Source organism: Mesorhizobium sp. M1322 (assembly GCF_040318085.1).
GTDB lineage: Bacteria > Pseudomonadota > Alphaproteobacteria > Rhizobiales > Rhizobiaceae > Mesorhizobium.
Map to the genome: position 1 here is coordinate 72054 of NZ_JAMYLP010000006.1, position 21142 is coordinate 93195.

At 61.9% G+C, this 21142-nt stretch carries 20 protein-coding genes and 1 pseudogene; 15 read left to right on the plus strand and 6 right to left on the minus strand.

Annotated elements, in window-relative coordinates; translation table 11 throughout:
• Nucleotides 1–139 precede the first annotated feature (139 nt).
• Both NKH12_RS30545 and NKH12_RS04060 read right to left on the minus strand, forming a co-directional pair.
• A pseudogene (locus tag NKH12_RS30545) lies at nt 140–684 on the minus strand (transposase); the annotation flags it as partial.
• Between the two features lie 48 nt (nt 685–732).
• Entirely contained in the window at nt 733–1782 is a 1050-nt protein-coding gene (locus tag NKH12_RS04060) for a YihY/virulence factor BrkB family protein (protein ID WP_352473691.1), read from the minus strand.
• A gap of 329 nt (nt 1783–2111) precedes the next feature.
• On the opposite strand from NKH12_RS04060, the gene NKH12_RS04065 reads away from it, so the two are divergent.
• Nucleotides 2112–2876 carry an alpha/beta fold hydrolase gene (locus tag NKH12_RS04065; RefSeq protein WP_352951962.1) on the plus strand — a complete coding sequence of 255 codons (765 nt, stop codon included), beginning with the start codon at nt 2112–2114 and terminating at the stop codon, nt 2874–2876.
• A gap of 855 nt (nt 2877–3731) precedes the next feature.
• On the opposite strand, the gene NKH12_RS04070 is transcribed toward NKH12_RS04065, so the two are convergent.
• The 3 genes from NKH12_RS04070 to NKH12_RS04085 all read right to left on the minus strand — a co-directional run bounded on the left by NKH12_RS04070 (nt 3732) and on the right by NKH12_RS04085 (nt 6239).
• A complete protein-coding gene (locus tag NKH12_RS04070) occupies nt 3732–4208 on the minus strand; it encodes a DUF982 domain-containing protein (RefSeq protein ID WP_352951963.1) in 477 nt (158 codons plus the stop codon).
• A gap of 910 nt (nt 4209–5118) precedes the next feature.
• Entirely contained in the window at nt 5119–5280 is a 162-nt protein-coding gene (locus NKH12_RS04080; protein ID WP_352755486.1) for a hypothetical protein, read from the minus strand.
• A gap of 620 nt (nt 5281–5900) precedes the next feature.
• On the minus strand, nt 5901–6239 hold the full coding sequence (locus NKH12_RS04085; RefSeq protein ID WP_352457937.1) for a hypothetical protein: 339 nt from the start codon (nt 6237–6239) through the stop codon (nt 5901–5903).
• Between the two features lie 176 nt (nt 6240–6415).
• Between NKH12_RS04085 and NKH12_RS04090 the strand changes: the two genes are divergently transcribed.
• Nucleotides 6416–6718 carry a hypothetical protein gene (locus tag NKH12_RS04090; RefSeq protein ID WP_352752448.1) on the plus strand — a complete coding sequence of 101 codons (303 nt, stop codon included), beginning with the start codon at nt 6416–6418 and terminating at the stop codon, nt 6716–6718.
• 488 nt (nt 6719–7206) lie between these two features.
• Here the strand turns inward: NKH12_RS04090 and NKH12_RS04095 are convergent, their stop codons facing one another.
• Nucleotides 7207–7677: a KTSC domain-containing protein gene (locus NKH12_RS04095; RefSeq protein WP_352951964.1), complete on the minus strand. Its 471-nt coding sequence runs from the start codon at nt 7675–7677 to the stop codon at nt 7207–7209.
• Nucleotides 7678–7697: 20 nt separating this feature from the next.
• On the opposite strand from NKH12_RS04095, the gene NKH12_RS04100 reads away from it, so the two are divergent.
• From NKH12_RS04100 to NKH12_RS04165, 13 genes are all read left to right on the plus strand, one after another.
• Nucleotides 7698–7931 carry a hypothetical protein gene (locus tag NKH12_RS04100; protein WP_352951965.1) on the plus strand — a complete coding sequence of 78 codons (234 nt, stop codon included), beginning with the start codon at nt 7698–7700 and terminating at the stop codon, nt 7929–7931.
• A 949-nt stretch (nt 7932–8880) separates the two neighbouring features.
• A complete protein-coding gene (locus NKH12_RS04110) occupies nt 8881–10908 on the plus strand; it encodes a conjugal transfer protein TraG (protein ID WP_352951966.1) in 2028 nt (675 codons plus the stop codon).
• 120 nt (nt 10909–11028) lie between these two features.
• On the plus strand, nt 11029–11442 hold the full coding sequence (locus NKH12_RS04115) for a CopG family transcriptional regulator (protein ID WP_352541492.1): 414 nt from the start codon (nt 11029–11031) through the stop codon (nt 11440–11442).
• On the plus strand, nt 11439–12407 hold the full coding sequence (trbB, locus tag NKH12_RS04120) for a P-type conjugative transfer ATPase TrbB (protein WP_352951967.1): 969 nt from the start codon (nt 11439–11441) through the stop codon (nt 12405–12407). Before NKH12_RS04115 ends, trbB begins: the two co-directional genes overlap by 4 nt.
• A gap of 11 nt (nt 12408–12418) precedes the next feature.
• The gene (locus tag NKH12_RS04125) at nt 12419–12727 is read left to right on the plus strand and encodes a TrbC/VirB2 family type IV secretion system protein (RefSeq protein ID WP_023680310.1); all 309 of its coding nucleotides are present in this window, start codon (nt 12419–12421) and stop codon (nt 12725–12727) included.
• Nucleotides 12727–12999 carry a VirB3 family type IV secretion system protein gene (locus NKH12_RS04130; protein WP_352571685.1) on the plus strand — a complete coding sequence of 91 codons (273 nt, stop codon included), beginning with the start codon at nt 12727–12729 and terminating at the stop codon, nt 12997–12999. The genes NKH12_RS04125 and NKH12_RS04130 overlap by 1 nt, the downstream gene beginning before the upstream one ends.
• Nucleotides 12993–15443: a conjugal transfer protein TrbE gene (trbE, locus tag NKH12_RS04135; RefSeq protein WP_352951968.1), complete on the plus strand. Its 2451-nt coding sequence runs from the start codon at nt 12993–12995 to the stop codon at nt 15441–15443. Before NKH12_RS04130 ends, trbE begins: the two co-directional genes overlap by 7 nt.
• Nucleotides 15440–16165, plus strand: coding sequence for a P-type conjugative transfer protein TrbJ (trbJ, locus tag NKH12_RS04140; protein ID WP_352752442.1), 726 nt, complete (start codon nt 15440–15442; stop codon nt 16163–16165). The genes trbE and trbJ overlap by 4 nt, the downstream gene beginning before the upstream one ends.
• Nucleotides 16166–16201: 36 nt before the next feature.
• Nucleotides 16202–17524 carry a P-type conjugative transfer protein TrbL gene (gene trbL, locus NKH12_RS04145; protein WP_352951969.1) on the plus strand — a complete coding sequence of 441 codons (1323 nt, stop codon included), beginning with the start codon at nt 16202–16204 and terminating at the stop codon, nt 17522–17524.
• Nucleotides 17525–18256: a conjugal transfer protein TrbF gene (gene trbF, locus NKH12_RS04150; RefSeq protein ID WP_352752438.1), complete on the plus strand. Its 732-nt coding sequence runs from the start codon at nt 17525–17527 to the stop codon at nt 18254–18256.
• A complete protein-coding gene (gene trbG / locus NKH12_RS04155) occupies nt 18246–19274 on the plus strand; it encodes a P-type conjugative transfer protein TrbG (RefSeq protein WP_352567554.1) in 1029 nt (342 codons plus the stop codon). Before trbF ends, trbG begins: the two co-directional genes overlap by 11 nt.
• 10 nt (nt 19275–19284) lie before the next feature.
• Nucleotides 19285–20502, plus strand: coding sequence for a TraB/TrbI/VirB10 family type IV secretion system protein (locus tag NKH12_RS04160; RefSeq protein ID WP_352885005.1), 1218 nt, complete (start codon nt 19285–19287; stop codon nt 20500–20502).
• 11 nt (nt 20503–20513) lie between these two features.
• Nucleotides 20514–20786 carry a DUF2274 domain-containing protein gene (locus NKH12_RS04165; protein ID WP_352951970.1) on the plus strand — a complete coding sequence of 91 codons (273 nt, stop codon included), beginning with the start codon at nt 20514–20516 and terminating at the stop codon, nt 20784–20786.
• Nucleotides 20787–21142: the final 356 nt, after the last annotated feature.

A 21142-nucleotide genomic window follows, 5' to 3' on the forward strand; every position in this document is an offset into this window, starting at 1 on the left:
TGTCTTCCGAGGTACCGTCACCAGCTCTTACCGCAGTCGGGGGACGCCGTTCAGAATTCCGGTTGTTCATGGTTTCCTCCATTCGAGGAGCAAACGGAGGTAAGGCCCGTTGGTTCCCAATGAGTGACTATCTGGGGTGTCAAGTTGCGTTTGCGAACTCGTGGCGCGCATCGCGTGCTTTTGCATTGGGAATGATGGGTAGCTTGCGGGCGGGCGCAATGCGAATAGTCATCTTTTCCTTTCCTGTCTGAAGGCGCGGGGGGATCATATCTGGCGACGGTGAGCGCGATGAGGAAGAGGCTGGAGCGCGGACCTTTACGGCCGCCGCGCACCGGTCTTCGACCGCTGCGTCTGCCGCTGTCATTGGCGATCGGCGCCAAGCCCACGAGTTTGGCGATGGCCTTATTGGAAAGGTGTCAATCTCGGACAACTCGGCCATCAGGAGTACGCGGGGCCCTTGACCGAACCGAAGGCCTGATCGAGACAGGCCCACAGCGGATCGTCGTCGAGTAGCGAGGCGATCTCGCCCTTCAAGTCGGCGGCTCTGACGCTTGAGCAGAACAATGAACCTCGTCGAGGCTGGCGAGGTTTCGGCATCGGCGACGATGCTTTTGCGTTGCTTCTGGATGGTGAGACGCCAGTCACCTGGGCAAGCCGGGCGACCAGCGCCTTGAGCCGTTGCTCACGCTCGGCTGCAGCCGCTTGACGATGGCGTGCAAATTGATCTGCGCGCTACGCGTTGCGCTCGTCCAAACGCGACTGCTGGTCGGCGGCATCGGCCGGTCCGCCCAGTGTGTCGGCGACCGTGGCACCTCGCGCACCCATCGGCTGCTGCGCACCTGTGGTGGTGTCCATCGCTGTCTGATGCTCCATCTCGGAATTCAGCTCCGCACCTACAACCAGGATAATCACAGAAATCCAAGTCCACATCATCAAGCCGATGACTGCCCCAAGAGCTCCATACGTGGCGTTGTAGTTGGCGAAGTTTTCAAGATAATAGGAGAAGCCTATCGAGACTGCGATCCAGACCACAGCGGCGAGGAAGGCGCCCCATGTCGCCCATTGCCACTTTGCCCTTTCCCGGCTGGGTCCGTAGCGGTAAATCAGCGTGATCCCGACGCCCACCATGATCAGCATCATCGGCCACCGAAAGATCCGCACAAGGGCTTCGGTCCAGCCGCCGAGGTTCAGCAGCACAAGCATGGCCGGCACAATCCCCACCGAGATGATAAAGCCGATACCAATGAGGATGGCGCCAAGTGTGAAGCCCAAGGCCAGGAGATTCAGGTGGATGAAGCCGCGCTTTTCACTCTCCTCGTAGGCGATGTTCATGGCTTCGAATAGCGTCTTTATGCCGTTACTGGCGCTCCACAGTGCGACGGCAAGGCCGAAGATGAAGCCGAAGCTGAGCGCGCCAGCCTTCTGAGCGGCCAAGGACGCAAGCTGAGATCTGATAATATCCAGACCTCCCGAAGGCAGTACGCCGCCAAGGAACGCAATGTGCTCAGCGATGGTCTGAGGGTCGGCGACGAAACCATAGATGGACACGAACGCGGCAAGCGCTGGAAAGAGGGCAAGAAGCAGATAGAATGCAGCCCCCGCCGCGATCAGCATAACACGGTCCTCGGTTACCTCAGCAAAGACCCGCCACAGCACGTCCTTCCAGCCGCGGCTGGGAATCTCTGACGGCCATTCGGCATTGCGTCCGCGGCTCTCCCGTTCGGCCCGCCGCTCAAGTTGCACTTGACCTTCGTAAGCGTCCTCGGTTGGTTTCTTCGACATGGCCGCCGGTCCGGAGCATCTTCTTCGCGGGGCAAACGTATAATAGCGCCAAAGGATGCAGGTGCAGACCTGCGCTTACAAATAAACATCCGCCGCCTGCAGCAACACCTGCGCCATCCCCACTTGGCCCTTCGGCTCCCATGCCCATCGGCTGAGCGTGCATGTTGTCGGGACGACGCAGCCTGATCTAAATCCTCATTGCGCTGGATCACTTTAACGACACCCACGTTACCAGCCATGATCTCACTCGCGCCTGAACATCAGTTCGTCAACGCCGGAAGTATTCGGCTCATGTCGTTCAGGCCGGGCCTGCCGAGGGTAAGCCGGTCATGCTCCTGCACGGCTTCCCGGACTTCTGGATCGGCTGGAGACGGCAGATCGGTACGCTCGCTTCCGCCGGATATCGGGTCATCGTTCCCGACCAGAGGGGCTACAACACCAGTGACAAGCCAGAGGGCATCCGCGAGTACACCCTCCCCAAGCTCCTCGGCGATGTCGTCGCCCTGGCCGACGCGCTCGGCATCGGAAGGTTTCACCTCGCCGGCCATGACTGGGGCGGCATCGTCGCTTGGGCCGCCGGGGCAAAGTTGCCTCATCGCCTGGACAAGCTCGTCATCCTGAATGCGCCCCATCCCGAGGTGCTGTTTACCCATGCCCTGCGATCTCCGACGCAGTTTCTGCGGAGCAGCTACGCGGTTTTCTTCCAGAGCCCCTTGCTGCCCGAAGCCGTTTTGGGTGCGCGCCGCTCGGCCTTGCTCGCACGAGCACTCAGGACATCCAGCCGGGAAGGCGCCTTCGAAGAAGAGGAGATTGCAGAATATCGGCAGGCTTGGGAGCAGCCGGGAGCGCTGACCAGCATGCTCAACTGGTATCGCGCCTTGCGCTTTCGCCCGAGCCTGAAGGAGCGGATCACGACGCCTACTCTTGTTATGTGGGGGATGCAGGACCAGGCTCTGGAATCCGGGCTGGCCAAGCGCAGTCTCGCCCTTTGCGACGATGGCCGCCTGCAGACTTTCGAGGAGGGGACGCATTGGGTTCAACGCGAAGAGAGCAACGCGGTGAATGCGGCGCTTCTGGCGTTCCTGGAGGGCTGAGGAACTCAAAAATGGATAGAAACTGGGGGCAGCGTCAGATGGAGCCGGAGGAGGCCTGCAGGGCATTCCTGGCTGCTGCAAAAGAGGAGGGGACATTACAACTAGCTAAGTTGGATTGCGGTATAAGGTTCTATTATCTCCGACCAACACCGCGCTTTGCGGAGCCCGCCGCCAGCAAGGAGAGGCGACGGACCCCCGCCACAGCGGCTGCACATCCGAAGAACGACCGCTGCAACTGCAACCTCTAAACCCGCGAGGGGCCTACATCGTTCCCCTATCCGCGCCTACAGCTGGGGTGGTCAACGGGCTCTTCCCGCCTAAGTTCCCCCTCATGGCACTCCACTGGTTATCCCCTCCGGTCTACGTCAGGGCCAACCGACCTGGGCTCACCTACGGGGTGAGCCACGTCAAGGGAGCCGCCGAGGAACATGAAGTGGCCGAAGAGGGGACCGAAGTGGAAGCTGGCGATCCAGTCCTGCGCCGACGCATTTTAGGGGCGGCTGACCCCGGTGGAGGTCCGTCAGGCCTTCGAGGCTGCTGCCAAAGAGGCCAAGACGTTCCTTCCTGCTGATTAGCCATCGAGAACGATGCAGAGTGCCCCTCTTTGCGAATGCCAACGCCGGCACAGTCCCGGTTATCTTCGGTTCTCGTGCCGACCTGGCTGAACCAGCTGACGGCCACCACCAGATTAGTTGCCACCGCCGCGACTTGGGTCCTGGCTGTCCCGGACGAAGCCAGGGCCTTCTCACGTCCAGGCTAATAGCCCGTTTGAGGCGTTTCGGCTGCCGCGGGAGAAGGCAGTATTTCGGGCTTCAAGTGGGGCGGCTCTTCAGTGTTAGCGAGGGCGGCATGACCTCACATCAGATCTTCAACCATCCGCGCAATTTTCCCCAGACCTGCGGTGGTCCCTCTTGTTCTAAGGAGTCCCTGTTCAGCCGCCGCCTTGAAGGCCTCGAGCGCAGCTTGCTGGCTGCAATGCCCGGCGAGGGACTCCTCGACCATTCGGATCGCGTTGAGCCGCCCCGGCTTTCCCATTCTAGGCCATGGTTGCTGAAGCACCTTCATTGCGTCGGCTATGGACGCGACCACCGTCAGGTTGCGATTGAGGCAGATTGTAATTGGACTGAAGGCCCGCATTCTTGTCGCTCCCCACGATTGAACGCAGCTAAACGCGAAGACAAGGGCAGTGGTTGCATGAATGTGGATTACCGCGAATTCAAAGAACCGCTGGCCGATGCGATTGAGGCTGAGCAGGCTCTCCTTGGGCCCGGCTCTTTGCCTCGCCGGACCATCCTTCTCGTCGAACAACAGGACCCGACCGGCAAAAAGCATCTGTGCACCGTCCGACGCCGCGAACTATTTTTCGAGCTCGTCACGCCGCTTGCCCGACGGCTTCTCAAGCACACCGCGACGAATTCGACGGCTGTGAGGGAGGAGATGAAAAGATTATGGTCGTTTCGTTGGGCCGTCCTTTAGAGCAGGGGCTCCGAGGCGGTTTGTATCGAGCAGATGTCGCATCAGATCTTGACCTGGAGATCGGCTCCGGCAGCGGGATCGGCGCAGCGCGGCAAGGATGCCACGTTCCTTCGGCGGCTCATCGGCGATGGTCTGGCTGACGGCCCCGCGAAGGCGCGAAGCATCGAGGCCTTCTTCTGCCAGTCGGGCGAGCCAACTTTCTTTGGCTGGGAGGGCGGTGCAGTGCTTCGGCTCGGAACTGTTGACACATGCGCCAGACTGGCAGACCGGAAGCGGCGGCGTGCCCTGACGTCATGGAGACTAGCCTCGCTTCCGAAGCCGCAGATTGTGATCTCGTTGACTATGCAGAGCATCCAGCCGTCGTTTTGATCCGTTTCCGTCATCCAGAGCCAGCGACCATCCATGATCCGTCTCAACCGCTTAAAAGCCGGTCTTGCCCCGCCGCGACTGTGTGGAAATCAGCCATGTTTCAAAGTCGGAATGCTGGACGAACTCGCCAAGGAACTGGAGCGACGCAAGCACTGCTTCGTTCGCTACGCCGACGACTGCCCTCTATGTTCGCAGCGAGCGTGCGGGCGCACGGGTGATGGCCAGCGTCGAACACTTCCTCGACAGGCGTCTGAAGCGAGGGTCAAGATACGGAAGAGCGCGGGTCAGCTTAGGCGAGGAGCGTTTCATAGTCTGGTGGGGCCTAATTCGCCTCGTAGTCCTAGTGGTCACCTATAGGCGCTCACCGGTCCCCTGAAGCGCCGGATAAACGCTCCGCTCACTGACCCCCAGTTCCTTTGGCTATCGCTGTTCTGGTCATGCCCTCGGCATCCAACTTCACGATCTTGTCGCGCTTCCCCATCGCTGCTGGCTTCCGTCCTGGGTACTTGGTCTTGTCGCCTTTGACGGCATCGATCCCGATCCGTTGGCGCTCCAGCATGACGCTACGCTAAAGGCCATCCGCCAGTATCTGGCGCCCTTCTACAAGTGGCGGCAGGCCGAGATCGTGGCGACGGCCGAGCCGCTGATGCCTGGCCCCCAGGCCTTTATGCGCATCATCAGCCGGCGCGATCAGGCCAGACCTTTGATACGCCTGTTCGTGGCCTCCACGCTCATATCGGCGCAGCCGGCGCTCGACATCACTAGAGCTCATTGGCAAGCAGCCCGCCGATATACACTGGCCGTGTCCAGGCGTGGGCGTGGCCTTTCCGCTTGGGTATAGGGTGCGGCCTGCCCGGTCGGCCGTCCCTCGATCGACCCTGAGTTGCTGATCCGCATGCGGATCGTCGGCAGCTCGTCCTCGACTCGATGCGCGAAGTCGTCGACGCCGTGCGCACCGGGAAGACAAGCCTGGAGCTGTAGCGGCCCCGCCTGTCCCGCCCCGGTGTCGTCGCTTCGCTGGCGCTAACGGTGAGACCGCATAGATCTGGTCCAGTATTTTCAGCATCAGAACGTTGAGCTGGCGGGAACTTGCTCGCCAGCCGAGTTGAGTTCAGGCGGTGGTCGGGGGAGATCAGCCAGCCACACGCTGGTGATTCCCAACCTGAGCCGATGTGCCAATCAGCAACCTTCGTCGGTCTTTTTCACCTGGCCCGGCGCGGCGGTATTGGCTGTCGTGTCCTGCTGACCAGGCGCCGCCTGCTGAGCGCTGCCAGTCTGCTGGCCGGGCGCGCAGTCTCTGGCCGAGTTCGGATTTGTGGTGCCGCTGGTGGTGGTCGTGTCGGTGCCCTGATCGCCGGACATGTTGGTCCCGCTGCTCGTCGTGCCGGTGCCCTGATCCGTCGTGCTGGGCATGGTTGTGGTGGTCGAGGTTCCGCTCGAAGTTCCGCTCGTCGTCTGGGCAAAGGAAAGCCCGGCCGACACCGCCAGCACGGCCGAAGCCAAAAGGATGCGTTTCATCTTCTTTCTCCTGTCTGAATGCGCGGGATGCGCCTGGCAAATTGAACAGGCAGACAGAAGGAGTGTTCCCCGGTGAAGTTCAACTTTTGTAACTCTGGTCGTAGGTCAGCCTTAGGATGGCCGGCGTATATTAGAGGCCTCTTGAAGAAGACACTGCCCGCACCAGAATCCATGGCATGGCTCGGAGAATAGGCATTGGTGACCAGGTGGCGATTACGGCCAGGGTTCTGACGCGGGTAACAGAGGACCGCGTAAGGGTCTCGATCCCAGGTTACGACTTCCCACATTCCATCATCGACCACACCAAGGTGAACCGAGGCCAGCAAATCGACCTGAAAGGCGAGGTCACGCGCATCGACGAGGACACCGTGACTATCGGCCTCGGGCCGCTGGTCACGGTCGACCGTGACAAGGTCCGGCTAATGGAGAAATATCGGCCGCCAAAACGACGAAAGGCACTTGTCGTTGCCCCGGATTAGAACCGACAACATCGCGACAGGCTATGAGGGCAGGCCGCATGACGGGCCGGTAGAGGACGAGTCGAAGCACTTGGTCTACTGCCCAGTCTGCGGCCAAACGTTCGACGCGCGCGATCTTGGACAGGTGTTCCACCACGCTGAGCCGCAGCACGAGCCGCTTCCGGTCGAGCAATAGTCCAGCTAGTTGAGCTCCGGCGGCAGACCGACGTTGAGACCCTTCAGCGCGCCACCGACGTACGTTGGATGAGAAAAGGGTGCTGCGTGCACCGCGCCTTCCCCGCGCGCCGATGTTCCACCTGGACCGCAAAAAAGTCCCGCCGCACTGCCAGAACGGCGGGACCGATCAAACGCTTTGCACCAGGCGGGGGGATGCGGGGTGGGCTTGCCAAGTGAGCGCGGACCGTAACCAGCCCTAAGCGCAACGGCGGCAACGCGTCCACCAACCGCCGGTTGGAGCGACAGGACGATTGAGCCGCCGGCAGGTCAGGTCATCCCGGGTCGCTATCGCTCGCAACCAGACGGTAGCGGAAACTGTTGCGGATGTGGTCGTTGAAATAGCGGCCCTTGGCGAACGCGGCCCGGAACGCGGCAAAGGTTTCCGGCGGTACCCCCTCAAACTCGTACCGCTTGCCGCTGGCGACGAACCACACCGAGAGGGTCCTTCTATCCAGATCATATTCCATCTTGCGGATCGAAGTAGATGGCATGAGCACCACAGGCCGAGGCCCGCGCCCTTGCGGGGAGCGCGGGCCGATCGGGATACCGATCTGCAGCAATACCTGGAGGGGAGGAATGGCTGCGTGCACCGAACTTGCGCGGCGGTCCCGTGTTCCAACCAGGATACACAAAAAGCTAGCCGCACCTTTCGGCATCATGCGGACGTTGGATTTCTGAGAAAGCGGGAGCGTCAATACCAACTTCTGGCGATGGAATTTTCCCGTGAGATAGGCACGCTCCACGGCGAAAGGAGTGCCCCGCCATGACCGTCCTCGCCTATAACCTTGCCAATGACATCAAAGGATCGTGGAGGGTCGTCTTTGTGCCGGACGAACTGCATCTGTATGTGGAATTCAGCCAGCCAGACGCCGACACAAACCCGGCTGATTGGATGAGCGTTGATGATTTCCTTGCATGGCGGCCGAAAGGCGCACTCCACGAGCGAGCGCGCGACAGCTTGGTTTCGCTCATTTGCAAGGCGCTGACAGGGCGATGAGACACGGCAAACCCGCACCGAGATCGAGTGCGAGCGCCGCGAGTGGGCCTAGGGCCCCACCCGGCAAACCGCGGCGGGCGGGTGCCTCGGGGACACGATGGTAGATTGCCAATGCGTTCGCGGGTGTGGCCTTAAGTCGCAAACTATTGGCTTCAGAAGCAGGGCGTCGGGCTTCATTGACGGTGCTACCAACACCATATAGTCCGTAGCCCTCCCAAACGAGAGAAGCTCGCCCCGACGGGTCGCACTGCGGCCGTCAGCCGGCAATTGCTGTGAACTAGGAAACCATCATGCCTGAAAATATCAGACTAACTTCGAGAGACGTCCCTCTCATTCAGCTAGGCCTCTATCAGTGCCGCTTCCCGGTGAGCGAAGACCCGTCAGTACCCGGCGGCTATCGTTTTTGTGCTGGGCCAACTTCGCCGGATCGCGTCTACTGCGATCACCACCACAACATTGTGACCGCCGTGGACCCTCGTCGAGCCCGTTCGGGTCTTCACCTCGCTCAACGACGCGCCGCGTAAGCCTGACTGGCGGCGGCCTCCCGGCCAGGCGCTATGCGCTCCAAGGCCTTGGCTACGACCTTGCCGTCGGCTCGGTCTGGCCCATCCTGCCTTATGCCGTCTTCGCCGATGTATCCCCGTCGCCCGATTGAGAACGACGACTTCTCGCCGAGCCCTTCAGCTCGCTAATCGCACAAACGCGTCGGCTCCAAAGGTTTGTCTGTCAGCACATCTTCAATGTGCCCGCGCCTGAAGCCCCAACATCTTCTGCGACCAAACCGCGTACCTGGCACCGCCGATCGGTTGCTGCGGCGGATTTTTGCTGTTCGCAGCTGAACAATGCCTATCAACCTTGTCATCGCACCTAGTCGCACGTAGCGGCCGTTCGAATTCTCATCGCTCGGCGCGATGTTTGGTCCGTCTGCCCAGAAGAGCGGAGCAAGCCATTGACACCCACGAAGTTGCTGATTGGGCAGATCGCTGTCGTATTCGCAATTGTCATTCTTGGCGTGTGGACTGCAACCCAATGGTGCGCCCACATGCTCTCCTATCAGCCGCCACTGGGCGCGCCATGGTTTGTGACAGTCGGCTGGCCGATCTACCAGCCGTGGAAACTGTTCGAATGGTGGTTCCAATTTGACGCCTATGCGCCTGAAGTCTTCGACAAGGCTGGCATACTTGCCGGAGCCAGCGGGTTCCTGGGCTGTGCCGCCGCGATAGCTGGGTCCCTCTGGCGCGCACGGCAGCGGGGGTTGGTCACCACCTATGGGTCCTCACGATGGGCCATGAAGCTGGAAATCGAGAAGGCGGGGCTGTTTCAGCCGGCCGGCGTTTTCCTTGGCGGACTGAATTATCGCTATCTGCGCCATGACGGACCAGAACACGTCATGGCCTTTGCGCCGACACGTTCGGGCAAGGGCGTCGGACTCGTTGTTCCAACCCTTCTTTCCTGGACCGGCTCGGCCGTCATTCACGACATCAAAGGCGAGAACTGGCAGCTGACCTCTGGCTGGAGGTCGAAGTTCTCGCACTGTCTCTTGTTCAATCCGACCGATCCGAGATCGGCGCGGTACAACCCGCTGCTGGAAGTGCGCAAAGGTCCAGTTGAGGTCCGCGACGTTCAGAATATCGCCGACATTCTCGTCGATCCGGAAGGCGCGCTGGAGCGGCGGAACCATTGGGAGAAGACCAGTCATTCACTCCTAGTTGGCGCCATCTTGCACGTGCTCTACGCCGAAGAGGAAAAGACACTCGCCCGTGTCGCCACCTTCCTGTCGGACCCGCAACGCTCATTCGCTGCGACACTGCAGCGGATGATGACCACAAACCACCTCGGCACGGTGGACAAGCCCCAGGTCCATCCGGTCGTGGCCTCGGCGGCTCGTGAGGTGCTGAACAAGTCAGAGAACGAGCGCTCAGGCGTTCTCTCGACCGCCATGTCGTTTCTCGGGCTCTATCGTGATCCAACGGTGGCCGCGGCAACATCGGCCTGCGACTGGCGCATTGCCGACCTTGTGGATGCCGAGCGACCGATGTCGCTGTATCTGGTCGTGCCGCCGTCGGATATCTCGCGCACTAAGCCCCTGGTGCGATTGGTGCTCAATCAAATCGGCCGGCGGCTGACCGAGCGCCTGGAGGGCGATCCAAAGAAGAGCCGCAAGCATCAGCTCCTGATGATGCTGGATGAATTTCCGGCGCTCGGTCGGCTCGACTTCTTCGAGACTGCGCTCGCCTTCATGGCAGGCTACGGCATCCGCGCTTATCTGATAGCGCAATCGTTGAACCAAATCTCCAAGGCCTATGGCGAGAACAACGCCATTCTCGACAATTGCCATGTGCGGATTGCCTTTTCCTCAAATGACGAGCGCACGGCCAAACGCATCTCGGACGCGCTCGGTACCGCGACGGAACTCAGATCGATGCGCAACTATGCCGGCCATCGGTTGGCGCCCTGGTTGTCCCACGTCATGGTAAGCCGCCAAGAGACCGCTCGCCCCCTGCTGACGCCGGGTGAGGTGATGCAGTTGCCGCAGGCTGACGAACTAATCCTGGTTTCGGGATTGCCGCCGATTCGCGCCAAGAAGTTGCGTTATTACCAGGATCCGAATTTCACGGAGCGAGTGCTGCCTTCGCCGGTGCTGCGCGACGGTGCCTACGCGGATCGGCCCACGTCGCGCCCGGACGATTGGAGCGGACAGGTGCGCGGCGTGGATCGGCGTCTTGCTGGCGATGACGACAGTGCCGGCGCGGCAATCGAAGACGGAGGTGTCCAGCAGCAGCGCCATCCGGGCCTGCGCGAAGAACGGACCCTCGTCGTCCAGGAGCCTGATCAGGGCGATCTGTTCACGCCCGCAGACGATGACTGCGAGACGCTCGCCGACAAGCGCGTCATGGATCGGATTTCCACCGCCGCACGTGCGTACGGCCTCAACGAGGGAATGGGCGACGACAAGGACATCGTGCCCGGCTTCTGAACGGCGTGCCATACGCGGGCGCATCTCAGCGTAGATAACGGCCGTAAGCGATTTCGAGGATCTCGACGATGCTCGTTCCCGTCGCCGGTGCATCAGCGCCGGTCAGAGGGAACGAGCAGCATGAAGCCCCACCGCATTCGTCACCAGTTTTTGCTTGAACCCGAGTTGAGCGAGAAGCTGGAGAACCTCAGCCGCAATCCATCGACCACCAAATCGGCCATTGTGGCGCACGCGGTCGAGACCTTTATCGAGCGGCGTGGGGAGAATGAACTCGACCAGCGCTACGGCAAGAGGCTCGACCGTCTTTCCCGCGACCTCGGACATGTCAGGCGCGATGTCGAGATGATCCTGGAGAGCCTGGCGCTCTTCATCCGCTTTTCGATCACGCTTCATGCTCACACGCCGGTGCCGGACAGGGCCACGCAAGCAATTGCCCAGGAGCGCTTCGACAAATTCGTCGAACAGGTCGGCCGCCAAATCGCTTCCGGGAAACGGTCACTTGGCACCGACGATCGCAGGGGAGGGGAAGGATGAGTTCTCATCCGGAAGCCGACCATCGCCGCCGCGTCATGCTGCGCACCGCCATGGGTCCGGCGATCACCGAAGCCCTTGCCGATCCGACCGTCATTGAGGTGATGGTCAATCCCGACGGTGCGCTGCGGCTCGACCGGTTTGGTGAAGGCCGGGTCGACACCGGCGTGCACATGCATCCTTCTGAGGCCGAACGCATCATCCGCCTGGTCGCCTCCCACGTGCGCGCCGAGGCGCATGCTGACAATCCGATTGTCAGCGCCGAATTGCCATCGGGCGAGCGCTTCGAGGGTCTGCTGCCGCCTGTCGTGCTGGGGCCATGCTTCGCCATCCGAAAGCCTGCGGCGAAACTCTACACGTTGGCCGACTATGTCGCCGACCGCGTCATGCTGCCGCTGCAGGCCGATGCGCTGAAGAAGGCGGTCCGCGAGCGGCGCAACATCCTGGTCGCCGGCGGCACGTCGTCGGGCAAGACAACACTTGCCAATGCGCTGCTGGCACAAGCCGCCGATTGCGACGAGCGGGTGATCCTGATCGAGGACACGCGCGAACTGCAATGCGCGGCGAAGGATTGCGTTGCCTTGAGGACGAGGCGGGGGTCGGTCACGCTCGCCGATCTCGTGCGCTCGACCCTGCGGCTCAGACCCGACCGCATCATCGTGGGCGAAGTCAGGGGCGCGGAAGCCCTGGACATGCTGAAGGCATGGAACACCGGGCATCCCGGCGGCATCGCGACGGTTCACGCCAATTCGGCGCGCTCCGCTCTCTACCGTATCGAGCAGCTCGCCCAGGAAGCCGTCGTCACCGTTCCCCGCCGCCTCATCGCTGATGCGGTAGATCTGATCGTCTTCATCGCTGGGCGCGGATCCTCGCGCCGCATTGACGCGATCGCTGAGGTCACCGGTCTCGACAGCAGCGGTGATTACGCCGTCACCCCGCTCACGCTTCCGCAACTCCAGCAGTTTTGAAAGGTCACCTCATGCTCAAGAAGCTTCGCTTCCTTTCGTCCACCGCGCTCGCGTTTCTTCTCACCGTCCCGGCCCACGCAGCGGGCTCCGGCATGCCTTGGGAACAGCCGCTGCAGCAGATCCTTGAGTCGGTGCAGGGACCGGTCGCCAAGATCGTCGCGGTGATTATCATCATCACCACCGGCCTGACCCTTGCTTTCGGTGACACGGCAGGCGGTTTTCGCCGGCTGATCCAGATTGTCTTCGGCCTGTCGATCGCCTTCGCGGCATCGAGCTTCTTTCTCTCCTTCTTCTCCTTCGGCGGCGGGGCACTCGTCTGATGGCCACCGGAGAGCAGCATGTCGAGGGTTTCGAAGTCCCCGTTCACAGGGCATTGACCGAGCCGATCCTGCTGGGCGGCGCGCCGCGAGCGGTGGCGATCCTCAACGGCACGGTGGCCGCGGCAATAGGCCTTGGCCTGCAGCAGTGGATCGCCGGACTGGCGCTCTGGATCGCCGGCCACACCCTCGCGGTCTTTGCCGCTCGCCGCGATCCGGACTTCGCCAGCGTGCTTGTCCGTCATCTTCGCCTGAAGGGGTGGCTTGCATGCTGAACCTTTCGGAGTATCGCGGCAAAGCCGATCGGCTTGCCGACCATCTGCCCTGGGCCGCTTTGGTCGCGCCCGGCATCGTGCTCAATAAAGACAGTAGCTTCCAGCGAACCTTCCGGTTCCGTGGCCCCGACCTTGAAAGCGCGACCGAAGCCGAGTTGGTCGGCATCTGCGCACGAGCCAACAATGCGCTACGAAGGTTGGGCTCCGGATGGGGGTTGTTTTTCGAGGCCGAGCGCGCTGAAGCGCTGGGCTATCCGAGCTCGGCTTTTCCCGATGCTGCCTCATGGCTGGTCGATGAGGAACGGCGCGCGGCCTTCGAGGGCAAGGTCGCGCACTTCGAGAGTCGCTATCATCTGACCTTGGTCTTCATGCCGGCGCCAGATGGCCAGGCGCGGGCGGAAAGCGCACTGGTCGACTCGCATCACTCGGGAGGGGCTAGAGACTGGCGCCAGGAGGTGGCGTGGTTTCGCGACGAGACCGACCGCGTCCTGGATTTGCTGTCCGGCTTCATGCCGGAAGTGCGCGCCCTCGATGATGCCGAGACGCTAACATATCTGCACGGCACAATCTCGACCTACCGCCATCCGGTCGCCATGCCGGAAACGCCAATGTATCTCGACGGTGTTCTGGTTGACGCGCCGCTTACCGGCGGCCTGGAGCCGATGCTGGGTGAGCAGCATCTGTGCACCCTCACCATCCTTGGTTTCCCGAACGTCACCCGGCCAGGGATCCTCGACGCGCTCAACCATCAGGATTTCGCCTATCGCTGGATGACGCGCTTCATCCCGATCGACAAGACGGAAGCCACAAAGACACTGACCCGGTTGCGGCGGCAGTGGTTTGCCAAGCGCAAATCGATCGTCGCGATCCTCCGCGAGGTTGTGACCAACGAACCGGTCCCGCTCGTCGACAGCGATGCCGACAACAAGGCGCTTGATGCCGACGAAGCACTTCAGGCGTTGGGCGGCGATCATGTCGGCTTCGGCTATCTCACCACTACCGTGACGGTGTGGGACGAGGATCGCCAAGCCGCCGCGGAGAAACTTCGCGCGGTCGAGCGCATCGTCAACGGACTCGGCTTCACCACAATCCGTGAAAGCGTCAATGCGGTCGAGGCGTGGCTCGGCTCGTTGCCCGGCCATGTCTATGCCAACGTTCGCCAGCCGCTCATTCATACATTGAACCTTGCCCATCTCATGCCGCTATCGTCGGTTTGGGCCGGTCCGGCGACAAACGAGCATCTCGCGAAAGTCACCCGGATCGAAGCACCGTCGCTTCTTGTTGCCGAGACCAGCGGGTCGACCCCGTTTCGGCTTTCCACCCATGTCGACGATGTCGGTCACATGCTGATCGTTGGTCCAACTGGTGCCGGCAAGTCGGTTCTGCTTGCCCTCGTCGCTCTGCAGTTCCGCCGCTATGCCGGCGCACAGGTCTATGTCTTCGACAAGGGCAGCTCGGCTCGCGCGGCGACACTCGCCATGGGTGGAGAGCACCATGGGCTTGGTGCGGACGGTGCGCTTGCCTTCCAACCGCTGCGCAATGTCAACGACCGGGCTGTCCGCAGCTGGGCAGCCGAATGGATCGCCGGCCTCATCGCCCATGAGAATGTCACCGTCACGCCGGAGGTGAAGGAGGCAATCTGGTCGGCACTCACCAGCCTTGCCACCGCGCCGGCGCAGGAACGCACGCTGACGGGCCTGTCGGTTCTGCTTCAGTCCAATGGGCTCAAGGCCGCGTTGATGCCCTACACGCTCGACGGTCCCTTCGGCAAGCTGCTCGATGCCGATGAAGATCGGCTGGCTTTGTCGGATGTGCAGTGTTTCGAGACCGAAGAGCTGATGCACAGCCAAGGCGCTGTGCTGCCGGTGCTTACCTATCTCTTCCATCGCCTCGAGGAGCGGTTCGACGGCCGGCCAACATTGCTCATGCTCGACGAGGCCTGGGTCTATCTCGACAACCCGCTCTTTGCCGCCCGCATCCGCGAATGGCTGAAGGTGCTGCGAAAGAAGAACGTCTCCGTCATTTTCGCCACGCAGTCACTTGCAGACATCGCTGGCTCGTCGATCGCGCCGGCAATCATCGAGAGCTGCCCACAGCGCATTTTTCTTCCCAATGACCGTGCCGTGGAACCGCAGGCGCGGGCAGCCTATGAGCGCTTCGGCCTGAACGAGCGGCAGATCGAATTGGTCGCCCGTGCCACACCGAAGCGCCAGTATTATCTGCAGTCGCGCCGCGGCAACCGCCTCTTCGAGCTCGGGCTCGGCCCGATCGCTCTTGCGCTCTGCGGCGCCTCTGATCCGGCCACGCAAGCTTTGATCGACACCGTCCTGTCAGAGCACGGGCAGGAGGGCTTTGCCTCCCGGTTCCTGAGTGCGCGCGGCCTCGATTGGGCTGCCGAGCTTCTCCAGCAATTCCCTCAACCAGACAAGGAGCAATCGTCATGATGCGGCGCCGCCTTCTCACCAGCCTGATCACCGTTTCCCTAATCGCAAAACCGATGGCCGACTACGTCCAGCCGGCCCATGCCCTAATCGTGTTCGATCCGTCGAATTATGCGCAGAACGTGCTGACAGCGGCACGTTCCCTGGAGCAGATAAACAACCAGATCCAGTCGCTTCAGAACCAGGCGACCATGCTGCAGAACATGGCGCGGAACCTTCAGCGCCTGGATTTTTCTTCCGTGGGCCAGCTCACAGGTTCGCTCCAACGGATCGACGGCCTGATGACCCAGGCCAGCGGCTTGAGCTTCGATCTCGACAAGCTTCAGAACCAGTGGCGTGTGCAATATCCGGAAAGCTACGACGCCACAATCGAGGTCAGCGATGTGGCGAGCGCCGCGCGCGAGCGCTGGCAAAACGCCATGCAGGCGTTCCGCCAAACCATGAGCGCGCAGTCGCAGATCGTGGAGAACGTGCGGGCCGACGGCGACCTGCTTGCCGATCTCGTCAACCGCAGTCAGGGCGCGGCAGGTGCCCTTGAGGCAAGCCAGGCCACCAATCAGCTGATCGCACTTTCGACCAAGCAGCAGATGCAGATCCAGACGCTGCTCGCGACCCAGTTCCGGGCTGAAGCCGAAGATGCTGCCCGCAAGGCGCAGTCCGAGGAAGCCGCCCGGGAGACGACGAAGCGTTTCCTGGGCACCGGTACGGCCTATCCCGGCAACTGATCAGTAGTTCTTCAAGACAACGAGGAAGGCGGCGACATGAATGACCTCGGCGTCATCGATCGCTTCATGGAGACTTTTACCGGCTATATTGATAGCGGGTTCGGTCTGCTTTCGGGCGACGTCGCCTTTCTCACCACCATCCTGATCGGCATCGACATCACGCTGGCAGGCCTGGTCTGGGCGTTCGGCGGCGAGCCCAATGTTCTTGGCCGGCTTGCCCGAAAAGTGCTCTATGTCGGCGCCTTCGCCTTCATCCTGAACAATTTTAAGAACCTCGCCGACATCATCTACCATTCCTTTGCCGGGCTCGGCATCAACGCATCGGGCGGCAATCTGTCCGCCGACAGTCTCCTGCGGCCAGGCCGCATTGCCGCGGCCGGCTTCGAGGGCGCCTGGCCGCTGCTCAATCAAGCGAGCCAGCTAGTCGGCTTCCCCGACATCTTTGGCAACGCGCTGACCATCTTCGTGCTGCTTCTCGCCTGGTTCCTAGTCCTCATCGCCTTCTTCATTCTTTCGATTCAGCTCTTCATCACCATCCTGGAGTTCAAACTCACCACATTGGCCGGTTTTGTTCTGGTGCCCTTCGCGCTCTGGAACCGCTCGGCGTTTCTGGCCGAGCGCGTGCTCGGCAATGTGATCTCGTCGGGCATTAAGGTGATGGTGCTTGCTGTCATCGTCGGCATCGGCTCCACGCTCTTCGGCGAATTCGCTTCCGCGCTGCAAGGCAAGGAGCCGGACTTGGCCGCGGCCATGTCACAGGTACTGGGCGCGTTGGCGCTGCTTGGGCTCGGCATTTTCGGGCCGGGAATTGCCTCAGGTCTTGTTTCCGGCGCGCCGCAGCTTGGCGCGGGAGCCGCACTCGGAACCACCGCGGCGGCCGCCGGATCAACGCTCGTTGCCGGAGGTGCGGCGCTTGCCGGCGCGCGCATGGCAACCGGCGGCGGTCTCGCCGCCGTTCGAGCCGGCACGGCCATGGGATCGCCTGCTTCCACAGCTTGGCAGATGGGGCGTGCAACATCGCCCGAGTCCGGCCTCTCCGGCGTAGCTGCTGGACTGCAGGGCGTTGCCGGCGCAGCTGGCGGCGCCGCGATGCGGGGAATGCGATCTGCAACAGAACCATTCCGGCGCAGCGCCGATGCCGGCCGCGATGCCGCCTGGACCGCGACGGGCGGCACCCCGACCGCATCAATGACCGGAAACCCTGCCGCGTCAGGTGCCAATGCCGCGCCGGCATGGGCGAGGCGCTTGCGTTCCGAACAGACCGCGCGCGCCCATCGCCACGCCGCCACGCAGGCCGTCCGCGATGGGGACCGGGGTGGAAGCGGGGCCAACCCCTCTCTCAACGATAAGGAAGACTAGATGCTCTTCAAGCGACCTGTTCAGCGTTACGGGAAGACGCCCCACCCCGTCACACCATACCAGAAGGCCGCCCAACTTTGGGACGAGCGCATCGGCACTGCGCGCGTGCAGGCAAGGAACTGGCGCCTGATGGCCTTTGGCTGCCTCGCTCTGGCCATCGGGCTCTCTGGTGGACTCTTGTGGCAGTCGATGCAGGGCCGCGTCGTGCCTTATGTTGTCGAGGTCGACCGCTTCGGTGAAACACGGGCTGTCGCGCCGGCAATCCAAACCTACGAGCCCGACGATGCTCAGATTGCCTGGCATCTCGGCCATTTCATCCAGAATGTCCGCTCCGTCTCCACCGATCCGGTGCTGGTGCGGCAGAATTGGCTCTCGGCCTACGACTTTGCCACCGACCGTGCAGCCCTCTTTCTCAACGAGTACGCTAAGGCCAATGATCCGTTCGGCAAGATCGGCACGCGCAGCGTCTCGGTGCAGGTGACGAGCGTGGTTCGAGCGTCCGACAGCTCCTTTCAAGTCAAATGGACCGAGCAGGTCTTTGAGCGCGGCAGCCTCGCCAGCACAACGCGTTGGACCGGGATCCTCACCATTGTGATCCGGCCGCCGAACAATACCGATCAGCTGCGCAAAAACCCGCTCGGCGTCTTCATCAATGCCATCGACTGGTCGCGCGAGCTCGACAGTGCCGCGCAGACTTCCGTTCCCCCAAAGGAGTCCGCCAATGATAAATAGACTCTCGTCGCTTCGCACTGCGCTGGTCCTGTCGACGTCGGCTGCGGTCATCTCCGCCTGTGCCTCGAAGCCGGTGCCGCCACCTCAGATTTCCTATGATGCTGCCAAGTTCCAACCGGCGGCAATCGAGAAGGCGCCGGAGAAGCCCGTCAAGGTCGTGGAAGTGCCGACACCGCTGCCGCTGCCCGGCCAGTTGCAGCCCGAGCCGGGCAAGGCTGCTGAAGACAGGCGCTCGCCTGAAGAACGTGTCGCCGATGCCAACAAGGCGGCGACGCAGCAACCCACCAAATATGGCTATGTGAATGCGGTGCAGGTTTACCCTTTTGCCGAAGGCGCGCTCTACCAGCTCTATGCCGCACCGGAGCGCGTCAGCGATATCGCTCTGCAGTCAGGCGAGAAACTCCAATCCGTGTCGGCCGGCGACACAGTGCGCTGGGTAATTGGCGACACCGTCAGTGGCTCCGGCGATGACCAGCGCACCCATGTGCTGGTGAAGCCCTTCGCGCCAGGACTTGCCACCAATCTGGTGATCACCACGGACCGGCGAAGCTATCACCTGCAGCTTCAAAGCACGGATAAGACCGCCATGGCGGCCATCTCCTGGACTTACAGCGAGGACCAGATCATCGCGCTACGCCGGCGCAATGCGCAGGCCGACGCCGCTATGCCAGTGGCGTCGAATGTGGCTCTCGAAAATATTCGCTTCCGCTATTCGATTACCGGCGACATGCCGCCCTGGAGGCCGACGCGCGCGTTCGATGATGGCAGCAAGGTCTACATCGAGTTTCCGCGCCGCATCGATCAGGGCGAGGCCCCGCCGCTCTTCATCGTCGGTGCTGACGGGGACAACCAGCTCGTCAACTACCGCGTACGGGGCAACTATTACATCGTCGATCGCCTCTTCGCCGCGGCCGAACTGCGCCTCGGCGCCAAGCAGCAGCAGGTGGTGCGCATCACGAGGACCGACGGCAGGCAAGCGCCGCGGCGGATATTGCTCTTTTCGCGTTCCAGCAGGTGAGGGACGGCCCATGACGGATACTTCCCGCTCCGATGCTCCACCGAAACTCGATCCAGAACAGCTGCAGCTGCGGGCCTCGCCTCGCCGCGCTGTGCGCTTCAAGCGCGGCATTATTGTCGCCATTGCTGCTGTTGGTTCCGGCAGCGTTCTAGGCGTCACCATGATGGCGCTGCAGGGACCGGCGCTGCGCATCAAAGAGCAGGCTGAAGAGCTTTACAACACCGAGCGGAAGCCAACCGCGGAGGCAATTGAAAGGCTGCCTAAGGACTATTCCGGGATCAAGCCCAAGCCTCCGGTGCTTGGACCACCGCTGCCCGGCGACCTCGGCCGCCCCATCCTTGAGCACCAACGCCAGCTGGGCATCGCGCCGGGCCAGGAGGTTTCGGCGGAGGAGCAGCGCCTTGCACAGCAGGCGATCGAGGCGCGCGAATCGCAAGTCTTCTTCCGGATCGAAAATCGACCCCGGCAAGCGGATGCCGCCGGCAACGGGCAGGGCGGGCGTCCACCCTTTGATGGAACGGCTCCACAATCCGATGCCGCACGCGATTCAGCTTCCGTTGCACCGGCCGAGGGCGACCAAAACAATCAACAGCGCAAGCTCGATTTTGTCAGCCAGCGGAACACAAGTGGAATCTACAATCTGCATGCACTGCAGACGCCCGCTTCGCCGTATCAGCTGATGGCCGGCAGCGTCATCGCAGCGAGCCTGATCACTGGCATCAATTCCGACTTGCCCGGCCTCGTCGTCGCACAGGTCACCGAGAATGTGCACGACACAGTCACCGGCAGCACCTTGCTCATTCCGCAAGGCTCTCGCCTGATTGGCACCTATGACAGCGTTGTTGCCTTTGGACAAAGGCGCGCGCTGCTGGTCTGGCAACGGATACTGCTGCCCGACGGCTCTTCGATCGAAATCGACAATCTGCCGGCGACGGACACCGCCGGCTATGCCGGGCTTGAGGACAAGGTGGATTTCCACACCTGGCAGCTGATGAAAGGCGTTGCGCTGGCCACGTTGCTAGGGGTCGGCACCGAGCTGAGCCTCGGGGAAGACGAAAGCGACCTGGTCAAAGCAATCCGCGAATCCGCTCAGCAGAACGTCAGTCAAGCTGGCCAGCGCATCACCGAGAAGAACCTCAATATTCAGCCCACGATCACCGTCCGCCCTGGTTGGCCACTGCGCGTCATCGTGCACAAGGATCTTGTGCTACGGCCGTACCCGAATTGACTGGAGTCATCATGACCAATCTGAAACTCGGCAAACTTCCGGATCGGACACCTTCGAAGATCACCATAAGCGTAAGTGCAGACCTGAACCAAGCACTGAAGGACTATGCGGCGCTTTATCGTCAGACCTATGGCGAGTCCGAATCGGTAGCGGAACTGATCCCGTTCATGCTGGCGGAGTTCCTGGAGAGCGATCGAGCGTTTGCCAAGGCCAGAAAGGCAGGGCTCCCTGTCGTCGACAAGTCAGAGAAATCGCGGCGGAAGGCAATTTCAGGGTCCGAATAAGTCACAGCGACCAGTGAGTCCGAGGGGGCACCTTTCTAGGCGGGCGAATGCATTCAAGCAACTTGCCGGCGGCAAGCCGAAACATAGGGCACAAAAGACGAGCTGATCTGCCCCGAACCAATGCCGGCTCTGCGCCTTTGACGGCCGTAAAGGTCCACTTCACAGCTTCTTAAAAGCAGACATCGCTGGCGATGCCCTCGAAGTCGACCATGCCCACTTCCGGACGTTGGCTTCTTGTTGGAAGCGGGCATTGGTTGGCAGGGCCAGAATTGCCGCTTGCGGCCCGTCGCGCTTGCCTTCATCAACCACAGATCGAGGCATTTGCGCCTCATGGCGTGCTCGCTTTGTCTGTCGCC